This window comes from Blautia sp. OM06-15AC (assembly GCF_003481425.1).
GTDB lineage: Bacteria > Bacillota > Clostridia > Lachnospirales > Lachnospiraceae > Fusicatenibacter > Fusicatenibacter saccharivorans.
In genome coordinates this window covers 183,123-200,989 of the sequence record NZ_QULD01000004.1, presented here as the reverse complement: position 1 = coordinate 200,989, position 17,867 = coordinate 183,123, and the positions used below count along the sequence as shown (strand labels likewise).

Here is a 17,867-nt window from a genome sequence, read left to right as displayed (position 1 = left end):
GATCTGCATCCCGAAAAATGCCTGCAAAACAGGCATTCTTTTGACATTCTACGGGGAGTGTGGTACACTGTTCGTGTCTATGAACTAAAACAATCTGAAATGTATTGAGGTGAAAAGATTGGATAAAGCTGAATATCAAAGCCGGCTGGAAGAGCTGAACAGTCTGGTAAAAAAAGAGGACTATGAGGGGGCACTTGCAGTTGTAGAAGCCGTTGATTGGCAGCGTGTCAAGAGTCTGCGCACGCTCGGCATGGTAGCGGATGTCTATGAGGCGAACAAACGATATCCGGAGGCGAAGAAGATTCTGCTGATGGCGTATGACCGTTCCTCCATCGGAAAGGGCATTCTGTACCGCCTGGTAGAGGTCTCCGTAAAAATGAAAGACTTTGATGAGGCGATTGACTTTTACAACGAGTTTGAAGCAGTCGCACGTCACGATAATTCCCGGTATCTGCTGAAATACAAGATTTTAAGAGGACAGAAAGCGCCGCTTGAGGAGCAGATTTCCCTTCTGGAGGAATACAAAGAGCGGGAATTTACCGAGAGATGGGCATATGAACTGGCAAACCTTTACAGCAAAGCCGGAGAGACGCAGAAATGCATCGATGCCTGTGATGAGCTGATCCTGTGGTTCAGCGAGGGCAAATATGTGACAAAGGCAATGGATCTGAAAATGAAGTACGAGCCGCTGTCACCGTCCCAGCAGATCAAATACGAGCATCGTTTTGACTACAAAAAGAATGAAGAGCCGTCTGAGGATCCGGAAGCACTTGAAGTGCGGTTAGCCGGAGAGAGCGGAGCCGGTGAAATGGCTGCGACGAAAGAGCCGGCAGAGACGCCGGAAGTAAAACCGGTAAACGGCGGTGTGATGAGCCAGTATGTGGCCGGTGAAGAAGAAAAAGAAGCCGGTTCGCCGTACGAAGCATATGAGAAAACACAGCAGGCCGAGGCAGATGCAGAGCAGGTGCAGGAGTACGAAGCACTGCAGCAGACAGAGGAGCCGATCGAGGAGATTCCGGAAGAGCAGGCGTATGCAGACAGCACGCCGACGTACCTTGGAAATACGATCGATCTTCACGCAGAGCTTGCAAAGAGCATCCGCGATGTCTTCTCCTTCCGCGGAAAGAAACAGGAAGAGACGGCAGTCGAGGAAGAGACAAGCGAAGAGCCGGTACAGTACGAAGTAAAAGATCTGGAGCCGGAGCAGCTTGATGTAAACGTAGAGGTATCCCCGGATGCCAACACGACAATCAAGACAAGACCGCAGCCAAAACCGAAGGAAAAAGCCGAGCCGGTAATGCCGAAAGCACCGAAGCCGGAGAAGAAATACGAAGAGCCGGACCTCGAAGCACTGTTCCAGGAGACCGCAGCAAACCTGTCGGAGGAAGTTGCGGAGGAAGAAGCAGAAGAGCCAGTGGAACCGGCAGCAGAAGCCGAAACCGCAGAGCAGCCGATGGATCCGGAGTCCGAGACAGAGGCACGGGAAACGGCAGAGGAGCCGCAGGCGGAAGCTGAGCCGGAAGAAGATGCAGAACCGGCAGATGAAGCGGAAACCGAAGAGATCACAGAACCGGCGGATGAGGCTGAAACCGAAGAAGCTACAGAGCCGATGGATGAAGCTGAGATCGAAGAGATTATAGAACCGGCAGCCGAGGCTGAAATCGAAGAAGCAGAAGTTACAGAACCAGCAGTGGAAGCTGAAACAGAAGCAGCCGAGAAGGCTCAGGCGGAAGCCGAAATTGAGGAAACCGTAGAACCGGCGGAGACACCGTCCATGGATGCAACGGTTGTCATCGCGGATCTGAAACCGGCAGAGGAGACACGGCCGACCATCGATTTTAGTGAGCTTCAGGCAGCGCTGAACGCAGAAGTGCAGGAAGCTGAAAAAGCATCGGAAATCGAACTGCCGGATGAGCCGGAAACTGCGGAAGCAGAACCTGCTGACGAGCCGGAAAGCGAAACAGAGCCGGAAACTCCGGCCGAGACTGAGCCAGCCGATCCGTTTGAGCCGGCAGGAACCCAGCCGATCGAGATTACCCCGGAGGAAATCGAAATCGAAGTTCCGACCGAGCCAAAGCGTGAGCGCGTATCCGATGCGACGATCAACATGAGCATCGAAAAAACAACGGATGCCACCGTTCAGCTGATCCGCGACAACATTCCGGAAGGAACTGTTGCGAAATCGATTGAAGAGGTGCTCCGCGAGGAGACGCCGGAGGAGGCAAGACTCCGCATCCTGAACGACACCCAGCCGGATAAGCTGAGTGACGAGCAGAAAGCGCTGTTTACTTACTTTGCGAAAGTTCCAGGCATGGATATCCAGATTCTGGATGCAATGCATGGTGTTTATCATTACGCAGGCGACCGTACTTCCCGTCATGGAAACATTGCCATTATGGGCGGATACGGTACTGGAAAAACGAAGCTGTCGGAGGATCTCGTCCGTGCAATCTGTGCTGACTTAAAACTTCCGGCAACGAAGATGGCCCGTCTGGATGCATCTGTTCTGAACAAAAAGGACTGTGCGCAGATTGTTTCAAAGCTGGCGGGAGGTTTCCTCCTGATCGAGCGTGCCGGTCTGATGTACCCGGAGACGATCGAGAAGCTGTCGCAGGCAATGGATTTCCGTACCGACAGTCTGGTTCTGATCATCGAGGATGAGAAGGTCAGCATGAGAGGTCTTCTGCGGAATTACCCTGATTTTGCGAAGAAGTTTGAGACGGTCATTTCGATTCCTGTTTTCACGAACGACGAGCTGGTTACGTTTGCCCGCACGTATGCGCGTGAGAATGGATACAAGATGGACGAGATGGGTGTGCTTGCTCTGTATACACAGATTGGCAACAATCAGAAGGAGGGCGAGCCGATGACGATTTCACAGGTCAAAGATATGGTGGATCGTGCCATCGCCCATGCAGAAAAGGGAACCCGTAAATTCGGAAGACGCATGTCCAGAAAGCATACCGATGCGGACGACCGCGTGATTCTTTACGAGAAAGACTTTGAGTTCTAAATACATGGAGAATTTATGGAGAAAGTAAAACCGTGGCTCGGGGAGCCGCAGAATACAATAGCCGTACTGCAGAAGTACGGCTTTGTATTTCAGAAAAAGTATGGTCAGAATTTTCTGATCGATCCACATGTGCTGGATAAGATTGTAGCCGCTGCAGGTATCGGACCGGACGATTTTGTTGTGGAAATCGGACCTGGTATCGGTACGCTGACGCAGTATCTTGCGTATGCTGCGCGGAGTGTGTGTGCGGTGGAAATTGACAAGAATCTGATCCCGATTCTGGAGGATACGCTGTCGGATTATGATAATGTTGAGGTTATCAACAATGATGTTTTGAAGGTGGATCTGGCGGCGCTGGCGAAGGAGAAGAACAACGGACGGCCGATCAAGGTTGTGGCGAATCTTCCGTATTATATTACGACGCCGATTATTATGGGATTATTTGAGAATCATGTGCCGGTGGATTCGATTACGGTTATGGTTCAGAAGGAGGTTGCGGACCGGATGCAGACGGGGCCGGGATCGAAGGATTACGGGGCGCTGTCGCTGGCGGTGCAGTATTATGCGGAGCCGTATATTGTGGCGAATGTGCCGCCGAACTGTTTTATGCCGCGGCCGAAGGTTGGAAGTGCGGTGATCCGGCTGACGCGTCATGAGGTGATGCCGGTGGAGACGAAGGATGAGAAGTTGATGTTCTCCATTATTCGGGCGTCGTTTAATCAGAGACGGAAGACGCTGGCGAACGGACTGAAAAATTCGGAGCTGCTGCATTTTTCGAAAGAGGAGATTGAGGCTGCAATCACAGCCTGCGGCTGGCCGCTTACGATTCGTGGGGAGGCATTGAATTTACAGGAGTTTGCGCGGTTGACGGATGAATTGTGTAAATAGAGGGGACGCCTCGCCGCCGCCCGTCCGCCCTTGCGTGATGCGCATGGCAGCGGTGGAAAAGCGGGGAAAAGGGCATGAAAAAAAGCACCGTTGGCGAAACAGTGCTTTCTTTCATTTTTATTTTTAAAGGAAGGAGAGCCGATTTTCTAATCGGCAATATGAAAAAGAAAATTGTGTAAATAATGTTGGCATTCATTATTTATGCTTTTAGTATACGGGTAAATTATGTTGAAAGCGTGTTCATGTTGTAAAAAAATCATGAACAAATTGTGACTATTCAGAGCCATGCGAAATTTCAGAACAAATTGCGAATCATGCTTGCATGAATGAGCACTTTTTTCTGAAATTTCATATGGCGAGAAGCCACATCAAGATGCAGCGCAGCGGAATCGAGATGGGGCTCTGAACAGGGACTTATTTCTGAGTTACAGGTCCAGCAGCTTAAAGGTGGAAATTCCGAGGAAGTTCCGGGAGCAGAGGCTGATTCCGCCCATGAGGACGGAGACATCCTGCAGGTGAGCCGGGAGGACGTGGAGGTACCAGCGGAGGCGGTTCTGGATTCCGGAGGTGATTTCGTCGATCAGACCTGGGATGTAGTTGGTGAAGGAGCTGTTGATGACGATGACGTCCGGGTTGAAGGTGTGGAGAACCGTGTTCAGGCTGATTCCGATGTAGTGGGTGAAATCCTGCATTACTTTGCGGGCGTTGGGGTTGCCTTCCTGGTAATACTGGATGAAGCGTTCGACGGAGACGTTTTCTAAGCCTTCGGCGGCGGCAAAATCGTTCAGGACGGCGGCTTCGGAGATGTACTGTTCGAGGCAGCCGTGGTTGCCGCAGGGGCAGGGCCGGCCATCGGGGAAGAGGATGGTGTGGCCGAATTCGCCGGCGTAGCCGTTCTGGCCGGTGTAGAGTTCGCCGTCAATGAGGATTCCCATGCCTACGCCTTCGTGGATGTTCAGGAAGATCATATTTTTAAAGTGCTCTGCGCAGGCGGCTTCGCCGATGACGGAGAGGTTGGCTTCGTTTTCTACGATGACAGGGACCTGAAATTCTTCTTCGAGGTAGTTTTTCAGGTTGGAGTGTTTCAGATCGTAGTAGGGTGTGAATAAAACGAGGTCGTCGCAGACGACGCCGTAGATTCCGATGGAGATTCCGACGAGGCCGCACGGGGTCTTGGGGAGGTCGGATTTGGTTGTGTGGAGGAGGGAAATCAGGTATTCCTCCAGGGAGAGGGATGGATCAATCGGGTATTCTTTTACAGTACATGATTTTCCCTTCAGATCTCCGGTGAGAATGGTGATCTTTTTTACGCCGAGATCGACGGCGATGATGGAACCGCAGCGATTATTAAAAGTAAGCAGAATCGGTTTTCGACCCATGGAAGTTTTTTCGGCGCTGCCGAGTTCTATGACGAGCTGGCGGTCGAGCAGTTCCTGGACGATGGTGGATACGGTTGCTTTTGTCAGATGCAGCATTTTCGCCAGATCTGCGCGGGAAAGCGGCGGATGGTTGGCGATTGCCTCGAGAACCAGGGCGCGGTTCATGTCTCGTATATATTCCTGATTTCCGGTACTCATAAAAAATCCTCCATTCTGCCGCATTGGCTGTACATCAATCTTAACATAAATGAGAGAGAAATGACAGGGAAAATCGGGGATGGGCAATACGAATAGAAAAATTAACGGAGAAAAACGATTTCTAGACAGAGTAGAGAGTAAGGGACAGAATTAGAAATAAAATATGTGATAAATACACAAAGAAAGTATAAAATAATTCTAAAAAATGTACAGATTCACAGAAGATTCACTGCACGTTCATAATCTGTTCATAATTAATTGGTATAGTTATCTCAGTTCCAAAGGAACAGCGTGTATGCAATCACTACACAATTAAGATTTTTTCATAATAATAGCCCAGGCGCCGAGAGGTTCCTGGGCACTCCTCATTTTTGAGGAATTTTTGATCTTGGGACAGACGGAAATCTGTGTAGACAGGGTAGTGATCTTTTTCTTGACTTTTGCGAGAAGCAGCCTTATAGTATAAATATAATAACAATTACTGTTATCGAAAGATACGAAAGGAAAAAAACTATGTCAACACTCAAGTATAGCAGACAAAGAGAAAGCATCAAAGTCTGCCTTCAGGGGCGAAAGGATCACCCGACCGCAGATATGCTCTATACCGATGTACGGAAAGAATTTCCCAATATCAGTCTTGGCACAGTATACCGGAACCTGTCTCTTCTTTCTGAATTAGGAGAGATCAAGCGTCTTACAACAGGAGATGGCCCGGACCGGTTCGATGGAGATACTTCCACGCATCACCATTTCATTTGCAGAAAATGTCACTGCGTGACAGACCTTACAATGCGTGACATCAGCGAAATCAAGAACGTAGCAGCGGAAAATTTCAGAGGTACGATCGAAGATTACTCTGTGAATTTTTACGGCATCTGCGAGAACTGCAAAAATCACCCGGGGAACGTATAGCATCCCCAGGAAGAAAGAAAAAATTAAAAATAGGTATTGACAAAAAGGGAAGCTTATGCTAAAGTAATATCAGTAACAGTTACTAATATCAAAAATAAAAAACTGTTATAAACCACAAAATTGGAAATGATAAAATTAAATACACAACAAAAAGAAAGGAAAGAAAGACTATGAAAAAATTTGTATGCAGCGTATGTGGATATGTTTATGAAGGAGCAGAAGCACCGGAAGTCTGTCCGATCTGTAAAGCACCGAAAGAGAAATTTATCGAGCAGGGCGAGGATCTGACCTGGGCAGCAGAGCACGTAGTTGGCGTAGCATCCGACGTTCCGGAAGATATCAAAAAAGACCTGAGAGCCAATTTCGAGGGTGAGTGCTCCGAGGTTGGTATGTACCTGGCAATGTCCAGAGTAGCATTCCGCGAGGGATATCCGGAAGTAGGTCTGTACTATGAAAAAGCAGCTTACGAAGAAGCAGAGCACGCAGCAAAATTCGCAGAGCTTCTCGGCGAAGTCGTAACCGACAGCACCAAGAAAAATCTGCAGATGCGTGTAGAGGCAGAGAACGGAGCAACCGCTGGCAAAACAGATCTTGCAAAACGTGCCAAAGCCCTGAATCTTGATGCAATCCATGACACCGTGCATGAGATGGCAAGAGACGAAGCTAGACACGGAAAAGCATTTGCCGGACTGCTGGCCAGATATTTTGGTAAATAATCAGGAAACCTTTTTGGGGGGCGGAATAAAATCTGCCCTCCTTTTTCCGTTGTTTACAATTTTTACTTGGGATTGCGAACTTGTTTCGAATTACCTGTTGTTTACAAATGAACATAGAAAGAAAAAGCGAGGTTTTCACCATGGAAAAACAGACAGGCTGTGTCCACATCTACTGTGGGGATGGAAAAGGAAAGACGACTTGTGGTATGGGACTCTGCACGCGTGCGGCAGGGTATGGATACCGTGTTTTGATTTATCAGTTTATGAAAGATAACAGCACGAGCGAGCGGAAGGTGCTCTTGCTGTCGCCGAATGTGACGTTTGTGCCGGGGCAGGACAAGATAAAGTTTTCGTTTCTGATGACACCGGAGGAGAAGGCAGAGCAGAAACGGTATTATGAAGAGCAGTTTCAGAAAGTGACAGAAAAAGCAGTTCAGGAAGAATACGATGTACTGTTTCTGGACGAGCTGGTTTATACGATTGGAAGCAAACTGTTTGATGAGCAGCTCCTTCTGGATTTTCTGGATCACAAGCCGGAGAAGCTGGAAGTGATTCTGACCGGGCAGGGACCGTCGGAGGCGCTGATTGAGCGGGCGGACTATGTTTCGGAGCTGAAAAAAATCAAGCATCCGTTTGACAAGGGTCTTGCGGCAAGAGATGGAATCGAGCGGTAACGCTGAAAAAACAAGAAAAAAGATACTGTTCTGCGGGGAAGATGATTCCATGCAGAACAGTATCTTTTTTCTTGTTTTGCGGGCAATGAACCAAAATCTGTGATGGAACAAGTTTCTGGTGATTGCCGCGATAACCTGAGAAGTATCTGGAAGCCGCTGTAAGACAGAAAATAACGTTATTATTTCGCACCGCGATCCGCAATCATCTTCGTGGATTTCTTCACGCAGTACAGACATGTCGGTGCGATATAGCAGCAGGCGGCGAGCCATGCAGCCTGGTCCGCAAAGCAGATTGCGGTGAAGCCAAACGCACCGACAAATCCCAGGCAGACAATCGTTCGTGCCAGCATCTCCATTACGCCGGAGAAAACGGCTCTTCCCGAGTAGCCAAGTCCCTGCGTTACCATACGGCAGACATTCAAAATACCAAGCATCCAGTAGAAAAATCCGAGGCAGCGCAGATATTTTGCCGAAGCGTTGATTGCTTCAAAAGCAGAGCTGACAATAAAGAGCTTTGTCAGCGGCCGTCCGAACAGAATCATGATGACACCCGCAAACGCACCATAGCCGACACCGACAAGCACACCCTGGCGGAGTCCCTGACGGATTCGCTTTGCCTGGCCGGCTCCGAGATTCTGACTGCAGAAGACGGAAGCCGCGGTACTGATCGCATCAAACGGGCACATCATAAACTGTTTGATTTTCATAGCAGCTGTGAACGCCGAAACATAAACACTGCCAAGTCCATTATTCGCTGACTGCATTACCATACTGCCGATCGCTGTGATCGAAAACTGCAGTCCCGTCGGAATGCCCATTGCGAGGAGTTCCTGCGCGGCATCCTTTCGCAGAGTGCGGTTTTCTTTTGTCGGAAGCAGGAGCTTTACCCTACGGGAAATAAAAAACAGACATAAGAGTCCGCTGATCGCCTGGGCGGAAATCGTCGCAATCGCCGCTCCTGCGCATCCCAGATGCAGAATGATAATACAGAACAGATCGAGGAAAATATTCAGGATTGCCGAAAATGCCAGAAACAGAAACGGCGTGCGGCTGTCCCCGACGGCACGCAGGATGCTGGAAAGATAATTGTACAGAATCGAAAACGGAATCCCGAGGAAAATCACAAGCTGATATGCGTAGGCATCCGCGAAGATATCGGACGGAACCGACAGCAGGTGCAGAATTGGTGCACAGAGTAAACTGCAGAGTGTGGTCAGAATGGCCGCAATCAGGACAGCAAGTGCAGCACCATTAAAAATATAATCGCGCATTTTATCAAGCTTTCCGGCGCCGAAATACTTGGCAACCGGGACACTGAATCCCGTGCAGCTTCCCATACAGAAGCCGAGCACCAGAAACTGTACACTGCTGCTTGCACCGACGCTGGCGAGTGCCTCCGGGCCAAGTGCCTGGCCGACAATCGCCGCATCAATGATGTTATACGTCTGCTGCAGCAGATTTCCGATGAGAAGCGGAAAGGCAAACGAGAGCATCAGCTTTACCGGATTTCCCTTTACCATAGATGTTGCCATAAAAAACGCCTCCCCTGCTTAATATGCACGTGAATTATAAACGAGCGCCGTCTTATTCAGGTTCTGGATCATGAAATAGTCGGCAACGAGCTGGCCGATGCCGCCGGTCAGGTAGCCAAGCAGCGTCCACAGAAGAATGGCAGAACCATTTTCCTCAATCATCACCCCATAGCGGTCGTAGGATTCGCGGTACATGCGGTTCGCCTGCTTGTAACGCCAGTAAACGCCGTAAATTCCACAGGTAACCCAGGACAGAAGCAGCACAATAATGTAGTTCGGGCTGTCTTCGCCGTCACCGTAAAAGATGGTGTTCAGGTCTTCCACATAAACATACCAGAAGTAGATCGAGTAGAGTCCGCAGGTGACAATCGAAAGCAGAAGATAGACCCAGAAACTGCGGTTGTCTTTTACATTCATTTGTAAATACCCCCTTTAATTAAGATAGAACCATTGTAGCACGCGCCCGAGAGAGGGGTCAATAGAAAGGAGCGGGTCGTGGTAATAAATGCGCCAGGCATAAACGGCGAGAAGCAGCACGACAAGCACCGTAATGATCCCCTTTTTAAAACGCCGAAGTCCCGCCGTCTGTTCCGGCCCGAAGAAGAGCCAGACACCTGCGGGCAGTACGGCATAGACAAGCGGATGCATCCGAAACGCCGCCTGAAAATGACCGGAGAGCATTAACAGTACCGCGCGGCTCATTCCGCAGCCCGGGCAGGAAATGCCTATGAAAAAACGGATCGGACAGCCGATGCCTGTGAGGGTGATGAAGGCGACGTAAACGCCGAGGAGCAGGCAGAAGAAAAAGAAATCGCGGCAGCGTTTCCTCAGAAAAGAAAGATACGCGCTGCCGCGGCCGGGATCACGTTTCATGGAGTTTGGTAACGGCGTATTCATATAAAGCCTCCTTGCGCTCGCTGTCGGTCGTGAGAAAATGCGAGTACAGAACGTCGATCATAACGAGAATCGGGAACTGCGGAGAGATTGCGCCGCCGTTTTTCAGATGCTCCTTGACTGCCAGCAGCAGCACCTCATCGCAGAAGGCATCGTAATCGCTCGAACTGCGGGAGGTAAAGAGAATGGTAGAGGCTCCCTTTTCCTTTGCGGCTCCGAGTGCACGCAGCACCTCCGGTGTCTGTCCGCTGACGGTAATGCCGATTGCAGCGCAGCTCTCATTGAGCAGAACGGCATTCATTTTCATGATGTGAATGTCGGTAATTGCTTCAATATCCACGCCTGCAAGCATAAAACGCAGCTTCATTTCCTGGGCGGAAAGTCCGGAGCTTCCAAGACCGTAGACATACACCCGACGCTTCGAAGTGAGAATATGGCAGATGCGGTCAATCTGCGCGCGGTCGGCGAGCGAGTAGCTTTTATTCAGCAGCTCCTGATACGTATTCAGCACCTGTTTGATGTGATCGTCCGTGCCAGGCAGTGCGGCGTTCAGGCCTTCCTGGTAACGGTAGACAAATTCGCGGTAGCCCGTGTAGCCGCATTTTTTCGCAAAGCGGGAGAGCGAAGCCTCCGAAACATAGAGTAGTTCCGAAACGTGGCGCGCGGACAGATCCGACTCGTCGGTATTATGAATAAAAAAATCTGCTACCGTCCGTTCCAGGGGAGTGAACGAGGGATAGACAGACTCAATGACAGGAATAATCGATTTTTCAAAGTGTTCCATGGAACGTAAGTCCTCCTGGTATCTGTAAATATCTGAAAAAAATTCAGATCAGTTCTTGTTTTATTGTATCACAGGCAGAGTGGTGAATCAACTTTCAATTGTGTGTGAATTGCACGGGAAAGCGGGCGGAAAAATGGAAAGAACTTTAATGACGTGAAAGTAATTTCTAAAATATAAAAATAGTTGAAAATAAAATCAACATAAATTATAATCAGAACAGATCAAAGAAAGAAGGCAAGACAATGATTATCAAAAACGGACGTGTATTTCAGGAAGACGGAACGTTTGCGGAAAAAGATCTTTATATAGAAGGAAAACGTTTCGTTTCCACAAAAGAAGAAGTGATCAATCAGGAAGTGATCGATGCGAAAGGCATGATGGTTCTGCCGGGACTGGTTGACGTACACAGCCACGGCGCTGCCGGACATGATTTTTCAGACGGAGACGTGGAAGGTTTAAAAGAGATCCTGCGCTACGAGAAAGCGCACGGCATTACCTCTTACTGCCCGACATCCATGACACTGCCAAAAGACGATCTGCTGAAAATCTTCGGAACCATCGAAGCAATCAAAGATGAGCCGGAAGCAGAAGTGATCGCCGGCGTCAACATGGAAGGACCGTTCATCGATCCGATCAAAAAAGGCGCACAGGCAGAGGAGAACATCGTGGCTCCGAACGCTGAGTTCTTCCGCGCATGCAATGCGGCGAGCGGCGGAAAAATCCGTCTCGTAACCCTGGCCCCGAATATGCCTGGCTCACTGGAATTTATCAAAGAGGTTTCCGATGAAGTCATGGTTTCCATCGGCCATACAACAGCAGATTATGACACCGCGCTGGCTGCCATGAAAGCAGGAGCACACCATGTCACCCATCTGTACAACGCCATGCCGCCGTTCGCACACCGTAACCCTGGTGTCATCGGCGCCGCATTCGACGATCCGGAGTGCCGCATGGAGCTGATCTGTGACGGCTATCACATTCACGGTGCGGTTGTCCGCGCGACCTTCTCCATGATGGGAAGTGAGCGCATGGTTCTCATCAGCGATTCCATGATGGCAACGGGAATGCCGAACGGAACGTATTCCCTCGGGGGACAGGCTGTCTGGATGAAAGACGGAAAAGCAACCCTGACCGACGGTGAGACCATCGCGGGTTCCGCTACGAACCTGTACGACTGCATGAGAAAAGCAGTTTCGTTTGATATTCCGCTGGCAGATGCCATTTTTGCGGCAACAAGAAATCCGGCACAGAGCATCGGTATCTACGATGAAGTAGGATCCATTGCACCGGGCAAAAAAGCGCATGTACTTCTGGTGGACGACGAACTGAACCTGAAACAGGTTATTATGTAATTTATTATATAGAAGAAATTTGGAGGAAAAACAAATGTTATTAATTGAAGCAAAAGATTACAATGATATGAGCAGAAAAGCAGCAAACATCATCTCCGCGCAGGTGATCATGAAACCGCACGCAGTGCTCGGCCTTGCAACCGGATCTACCCCGGTCGGCGCTTACAAACAGCTCGTTGAGTGGTACAACAAAGGCGACCTTGATTTCGCAAATGTCACCAGCGTAAACCTGGACGAGTACAAAGGACTCTCTCCGGAGAATGATCAGAGCTATCGTTACTTCATGAACACCAACCTGTTCAATCATGTCAACATCAACAAAGAGCGCACCTTCGTTCCGAACGGACTGGAGCCGGACAGCGAAAAAGCATGTGCAGCATACAACGAAATCATCCGCAGCGTCGGCGGCATTGACCTGCAGCTTCTTGGACTTGGAAACAACGGCCACATCGGATTCAACGAGCCGGGCGCAGCATTCGAGAAAGAGACACACTGCGTTGACCTGACCGAGAGCACCATTCAGGCAAATAAACGTTTCTTTGAAAAAGTAGAGGATGTTCCGACCCAGGCATACACCATGGGAATCAAGAACATCATGCAGGCGAGAAAAGTTCTGCTGATCGTCAGCGGCGAAGGAAAAGCAGAGATCCTCGACAAAGTTCTGTACGGACCGGTTACTCCGCAGGTTCCGGCTTCCATCCTGCAGCTTCACAACGATCTGACAGTTGTAGCAGATGAAGCAGCAATGTCTGTGATCAAAGCAAACCACAGATAATTGTTACGATGAATGAAAGGTCCGCCGAATGGGGAGAATATGAAAAAATCCCCGTACGGCGGGCTTTTTTGCGGTTTACAAATTGATGTAAATGTGTTAGCATAAAACCAGTGCATAAAAACAAAACACAGTGACGAAGAGAGTACATCTGCATGTGCGAATTTACAGAGAACACCCCCGAAAACTATTCCGGTTTTGCAGGCTGAGAGGGGAGGAGGAGCGGCAGATCGAACATGGCTTCCGAGAGGCGCACCGAACCGTGAGAACAACAATCTGAAACGGTAAGGCTGCGACAGGTTCCGCCTGTTACAGCGGAGAGGTATAGCACATGTACCTGCAGAGGTTTCTGCCGTGAGGCAGGGACGAAAAGAAGTGGTATCACGGGTAAACAAACCTGTCTTCTTCCGACTACAAGAGAGCGGAATAAGGCAGTTTTTTTATTTGAAAGGAGAAATGAAAGCAATGGAAAAAATCAGACCAAAATATTATATCACCACGGCGATTGCCTACACATCCGGCAAGCCGCACATCGGAAACACCTACGAGATCGTACTCGCGGACAGCATCGCCCGCTTCAAACGTCAGCAGGGCTACGATGTATTCTTCCAGACCGGAACCGATGAGCATGGCCAGAAGATCGAGCTGAAAGCAGAAGAGGCAGGTATCACGCCAAAAGAATTCGTAGACAACGTATCCACCGAGATCAAGAGAATCTGGGATCTGATGAATACGTCCTACGACAAATTCATCCGTACCACCGACGCCGATCACGAGGCACAGGTACAGAAAATCTTCAAAAAACTGTACGATCAGGGAGATATCTACAAAGGATATTACGAAGGTCTTTACTGTACACCGTGTGAATCCTTCTTCACCGAGTCCCAGCTCGTAGACGGAAAATGCCCGGATTGCGGACGCCCGGTTACGCCGGCAAAAGAAGAAGCATATTTCTTCAAGATGAGCAAATATGCACCGAGACTGATCGATTATATCAACACTCATCCGGAATTCATCCAGCCGGTTTCCAGAAAGAACGAGATGATGAACAACTTCCTTCTTCCGGGACTGCAGGATCTCTGTGTATCCAGAACCTCCTTCACCTGGGGAATCCCGGTATCCTTCGACCCGAAGCACGTTACCTATGTATGGCTGGATGCACTGACCAACTACATCACTGGAATCGGTTATGACTGTGACGGAAACAGTTCCGAGCAGTTCAACAAGCTGTGGCCGGCAGACCTGCATCTGATCGGAAAAGACATCATCCGTTTCCATACCATTTACTGGCCGATCTTCCTGATGGCACTTGATCTGCCGCTGCCGAAACAGGTATTTGGTCATCCGTGGCTGCTGCAGGGCGACGGCAAGATGAGTAAATCCAAAGGAAACGTGATTTACGCAGACGATCTGGTAGACCTGTTCGGCGTAGACGCTGTCCGCTACTTCGTTCTGCACGAGATGCCGTTTGAGAACGACGGTGTCATTACCTGGGAGCTGCTGGTTGAGCGTATGAATTCCGACCTTGCCAATACTCTTGGAAACCTGGTAAACCGTACCATCTCCATGAGCAACAAATACTTCGGCGGCGTTGTGACAAAGACCGGCGCAGCAGAAGAGGTGGATGATGATCTGAAAGCAGTCGTTACCGCAACAAAAGCAAAAGTTGCTGCAAAGATGGAAGAGCTGCGTGTGGCAGATGCAATGACTGAGATCTTTGGTCTGTTCAAACGCTGCAACAAATACATCGACGAGACGATGCCGTGGGCACTGGCAAAGGATGAGGCAAAGAAAGACCGTCTGGAAGAAGTTCTGTACAACCTGGTAGAGAGCATCACCATCGGCGCATGCCTGCTCGAGTCCTTCATGCCGGAGACTACTGAGAAGATCCTGGCTCAGCTGAACGCAGAGAAACGCAGCTACGAAGAGCTCAATCAGTTCGGACTGTACGTATCGGGCAATAAAGTAACCGATCAGCCGCAGATCCTGTTCCAGAGACTCGATGTCAAAGAGGTAATGGAAAAAGTAGAAGTGATCCAGGCAAAACAGAAAGCTGCTATGGCTGCTGCATCCCAGGAAGAGGAAAAAGAAGAGGAAGCAGTGATTGACCTTGAGCCGAAGGAAGAAATCACTTTCGAAGACTTCGGAAAAATGCAGTTCCAGGTAGGTGAAATCATCTCCTGCGAGCCAGTCAAGAAATCCAAAAAACTCCTCTGCTTCCAGGTCAAAGTAGGAAGCCAGGTAAGACAGATCGTCTCCGGAATCAAAGCATATTACAAACCGGAAGACACCATCGGAATGAAGGTTATGGTTCTCACCAACCTGAAACCGGCCAAACTGGCAGGAATGATGTCCGAAGGAATGCTGCTCTGTGCAGAAGACGCCGAAGGCAACGTATGCCTCATGACCCCGGAAAAAGCAATGCCGGCGGGTGCGGAGATCTGCTGATGGATTAAAAGAAAAATAGAGTAAATAGAGAAATCCCTTTCCATGCGTGATGTGTGGGGAGGGATTTTTTGCGTTTTAAAAAGTTAAGGAAAACGTCATATAAAGATTCTGAATCTTATGATAATATAATGATAAAGAGAGAATATTTGAACGGGTTTATCGAATATGACAACAGGAAGGAGGAGCGTTGTATGAGAAAAATGCGGACGTTATTTCTGGTTTTACTTTGCTGCGGACTGTCATTGTATGCGGGGGTATCTTATGTGAAGGCAGAGGAAAAGGTTCCTTCTGATTACGATGCTTATTTGCAGGAAACAGGGATGCCAGAGAATGAGATACAAAAGCTGGATGAGCATGTGAAGCAGTTTATCGTCGATGATTTAAAAAATGGGGATGGAAAATTTGAGTATATGAAAATCGATGTAGGAAAACAGGCGATGAATGGAAGAGAGGAAGATTTCGAAGGGATTGAATTTTCTGCATCAGCCTTCAAAAATGGTTCGACGATTTATGTTTATCCAACGTATGAATTCACAGAGGATAAAAAGCCATGTGGAAACGACAGCTTTTCGTTTTTGCTGGGAGAGGCGATAAGACCGTATAAATTTGGCGGAACCTTATGGTACAAAAACAGCAAAATGAACGACTGGGAAGTCAGTGGAAATCTTGTCGCAAATAATCAACAGCTAAACGGCGCCAGCTATTCCGGAAGCCAGTTGGGAACATCAAATTCTGCAATGAAATTTATGGGAACCACATATTGCCATGCTACAGTGGGGACGGGGGATGATAACAGAATTTTGATGGGGTATTCGTATCAGCCGAAGAAAGCAAGGGTTGAGTTATTTGGATGGGAGCTTTCAGGAAGGCAGATGATTTTTGTGCTGGCGGGAGGAATTGTTGTGGGGATCGTATGGTGGTGGAAAGAGAAAGTTTTAAAATAAGTGTCGAACGTAAAATACAACCAAAAAGAAACACTATAATATAACCGAAGAGAGTAAATTTGTTGTTGAAAGCTGATTGTGAAGAGGATATAATAAAAATATGGGTGCTATCAAAACGGTAGGCGGTTAGTCCTTCGACAGAGGGTTGCTGAGTGCCGGTGGCACTCGTTTAGCAACGACCGAAACGAAGTGTAGACCTGTGACCCTCTGATTACATAGAAACTCGAAAGAGAATCTTTTGAAAGGAGGGCTAAGCCAATGAGTATTATGGACTTTCTTGCAGTAATGAGCTTCGGCTTAACCTGCTTTAGTATCGGATATACGCTTGGCAAGGATAACAATAAGACACAAAAATAACCGCCATACAGTCTGACAAACGTTGCGGTTATTTTTGCAAACTATATCGGACTAACCGTCTACCGGTAGCACTCTTTTTCAATATCATAGTATCACGCTTTTGTGAAAATGTCAAAAGTTCTTTTTGCTTTGTTTTGAAAAAAGTTTGGATGAGGAGATGAAACCAGATGATCTATGCTTACGATAAATTATATCTTTCTGTTGCTCAAAAAAATCTTGCCTGCATGCTGGATTATATGGTGAATAATTTAAAATATCCATTGGAAACGGCATGGCAGTGGTTTTGCATGAGTAATACAGCATCGCGGTTTGAAAGAGGTGACTGCTCTATAGTGGCTGGAAGATCGGGAGTTGAGATTGCATATGAAGTATTAAGGGAAACTGGAAAACCACATCCGAAACAAACACCTTCATATTCCTACAATCGAAGCCCTGAATACTGGATCGGCTGGGCACTGGCCTATTATCAGTGGAGTACTAGTTTATCCTTTGCGGAAATAAATCAGGCCATCCCTGTAACTGAAGTACGAATGCTTTACACACCATACCATGAAATGGATATACGCCAGTTTGTGGACAAAATGAATGAATTATATCGTGAAGCAAAACCGGAGACGAACCTGAAAGAATTGCGTACCTTTGCAAATTTAAGTCAGAGTGAACTGGCACAGCAATCAGGTGTTTCAGTTCGTACTATTCAGCAGTACGAACAGCGAAGAAAAGACATTAACAAGGCGCAGACAGAAACGTTGTTGAAGATTGCACGGGTGTTAGTATGCAAGGTAGAAGATCTGGTGGAAAAAGTTCCGATGTAAGAAGAAAAATGAAAAAAAGCAGAGGCCATTTCCAATGAGGAGGTGAGCCTCTGTTTTTGCGTGTTGGAACTGGTAATCATTTGAAGAAGATAACAAGTTGCAATTAAAATAGTAACAAAAAAGAAAAGGAAAATATAGGAAAAGTGCTGCATTGTCTGGGAAAAGCGGGATCAGATATAATAAAGAAAA

General features: G+C 48.3%; 15 protein-coding genes. 10 read left to right on the top strand and 5 right to left on the bottom strand.

What is annotated here, in order from left to right; all coding sequences use genetic code 11:
- Positions 1 to 118: 118 nt before the first annotated feature.
- On the top strand, positions 119 to 3,013 hold the full coding sequence (locus tag DXB83_RS07930; protein WP_117805113.1) for a hypothetical protein: 2,895 nt from the start codon (positions 119 to 121) through the stop codon (positions 3,011 to 3,013).
- Between the two features lie 15 nt (positions 3,014 to 3,028).
- Positions 3,029 to 3,901, top strand: coding sequence for a 16S rRNA (adenine(1518)-N(6)/adenine(1519)-N(6))-dimethyltransferase RsmA (gene rsmA / locus DXB83_RS07925; protein WP_022461748.1), 873 nt, complete (start codon positions 3,029 to 3,031; stop codon positions 3,899 to 3,901).
- A gap of 425 nt (positions 3,902 to 4,326) precedes the next feature.
- Here the strand turns inward: rsmA and DXB83_RS07920 are convergent, their stop codons facing one another.
- Positions 4,327 to 5,478, bottom strand: coding sequence for an ROK family transcriptional regulator (locus DXB83_RS07920; RefSeq protein WP_117805112.1), 1,152 nt, complete (start codon positions 5,476 to 5,478; stop codon positions 4,327 to 4,329).
- Between the two features lie 513 nt (positions 5,479 to 5,991).
- Here DXB83_RS07920 and DXB83_RS07915 point away from each other — a divergent pair.
- From DXB83_RS07915 to DXB83_RS07905, 3 genes are all read left to right on the top strand, one after another.
- The gene (locus tag DXB83_RS07915; RefSeq protein ID WP_022462913.1) at positions 5,992 to 6,390 is read left to right on the top strand and encodes a Fur family transcriptional regulator; all 399 of its coding nucleotides are present in this window, start codon (positions 5,992 to 5,994) and stop codon (positions 6,388 to 6,390) included.
- Between the two features lie 170 nt (positions 6,391 to 6,560).
- Complete coding sequence (locus DXB83_RS07910) at positions 6,561 to 7,106, top strand: NADH peroxidase (protein WP_022462914.1); 546 nt, start codon at positions 6,561 to 6,563, stop codon at positions 7,104 to 7,106.
- Positions 7,107 to 7,246: 140 nt separating this feature from the next.
- Positions 7,247 to 7,780 carry a cob(I)yrinic acid a,c-diamide adenosyltransferase gene (locus tag DXB83_RS07905; protein WP_022462915.1) on the top strand — a complete coding sequence of 178 codons (534 nt, stop codon included), beginning with the start codon at positions 7,247 to 7,249 and terminating at the stop codon, positions 7,778 to 7,780.
- Positions 7,781 to 7,959: 179 nt separating this feature from the next.
- Here the strand turns inward: DXB83_RS07905 and DXB83_RS07900 are convergent, their stop codons facing one another.
- From DXB83_RS07900 to DXB83_RS07885, 4 genes are read right to left on the bottom strand one after another with little or no spacing between them, the layout of a single operon-like run.
- Positions 7,960 to 9,312, bottom strand: a complete 1,353-nt coding sequence (locus tag DXB83_RS07900) for an MATE family efflux transporter (RefSeq protein ID WP_117510573.1) — start codon at positions 9,310 to 9,312, stop codon at positions 7,960 to 7,962.
- 18 nt (positions 9,313 to 9,330) lie between these two features.
- Complete coding sequence (locus DXB83_RS07895) at positions 9,331 to 9,729, bottom strand: DUF4234 domain-containing protein (RefSeq protein ID WP_055220966.1); 399 nt, start codon at positions 9,727 to 9,729, stop codon at positions 9,331 to 9,333.
- Positions 9,730 to 9,744: 15 nt separating this feature from the next.
- A complete protein-coding gene (locus tag DXB83_RS07890; RefSeq protein ID WP_199608700.1) occupies positions 9,745 to 10,209 on the bottom strand; it encodes a DUF2752 domain-containing protein in 465 nt (154 codons plus the stop codon).
- Positions 10,175 to 10,990: a MurR/RpiR family transcriptional regulator gene (locus tag DXB83_RS07885; RefSeq protein ID WP_022462919.1), complete on the bottom strand. Its 816-nt coding sequence runs from the start codon at positions 10,988 to 10,990 to the stop codon at positions 10,175 to 10,177. The genes DXB83_RS07890 and DXB83_RS07885 overlap by 35 nt, the downstream gene beginning before the upstream one ends.
- A gap of 242 nt (positions 10,991 to 11,232) precedes the next feature.
- Here DXB83_RS07885 and nagA point away from each other — a divergent pair, with 242 nt between their 5' ends.
- From nagA to DXB83_RS07860, 5 genes are all read left to right on the top strand, one after another.
- The gene (nagA, locus tag DXB83_RS07880; protein WP_117805110.1) at positions 11,233 to 12,342 is read left to right on the top strand and encodes an N-acetylglucosamine-6-phosphate deacetylase; all 1,110 of its coding nucleotides are present in this window, start codon (positions 11,233 to 11,235) and stop codon (positions 12,340 to 12,342) included.
- A gap of 34 nt (positions 12,343 to 12,376) precedes the next feature.
- The gene (nagB, locus tag DXB83_RS07875) at positions 12,377 to 13,117 is read left to right on the top strand and encodes a glucosamine-6-phosphate deaminase (RefSeq protein WP_117761352.1); all 741 of its coding nucleotides are present in this window, start codon (positions 12,377 to 12,379) and stop codon (positions 13,115 to 13,117) included.
- Between the two features lie 462 nt (positions 13,118 to 13,579).
- Entirely contained in the window at positions 13,580 to 15,562 is a 1,983-nt protein-coding gene (gene metG, locus DXB83_RS07870) for a methionine--tRNA ligase (RefSeq protein WP_117805108.1), read from the top strand.
- 191 nt (positions 15,563 to 15,753) lie between these two features.
- Positions 15,754 to 16,506, top strand: coding sequence for a hypothetical protein (locus DXB83_RS07865; protein WP_022461185.1), 753 nt, complete (start codon positions 15,754 to 15,756; stop codon positions 16,504 to 16,506).
- A gap of 524 nt (positions 16,507 to 17,030) precedes the next feature.
- Entirely contained in the window at positions 17,031 to 17,678 is a 648-nt protein-coding gene (locus tag DXB83_RS07860; protein ID WP_022461187.1) for a helix-turn-helix domain-containing protein, read from the top strand.
- Positions 17,679 to 17,867 lie beyond the last annotated feature (189 nt).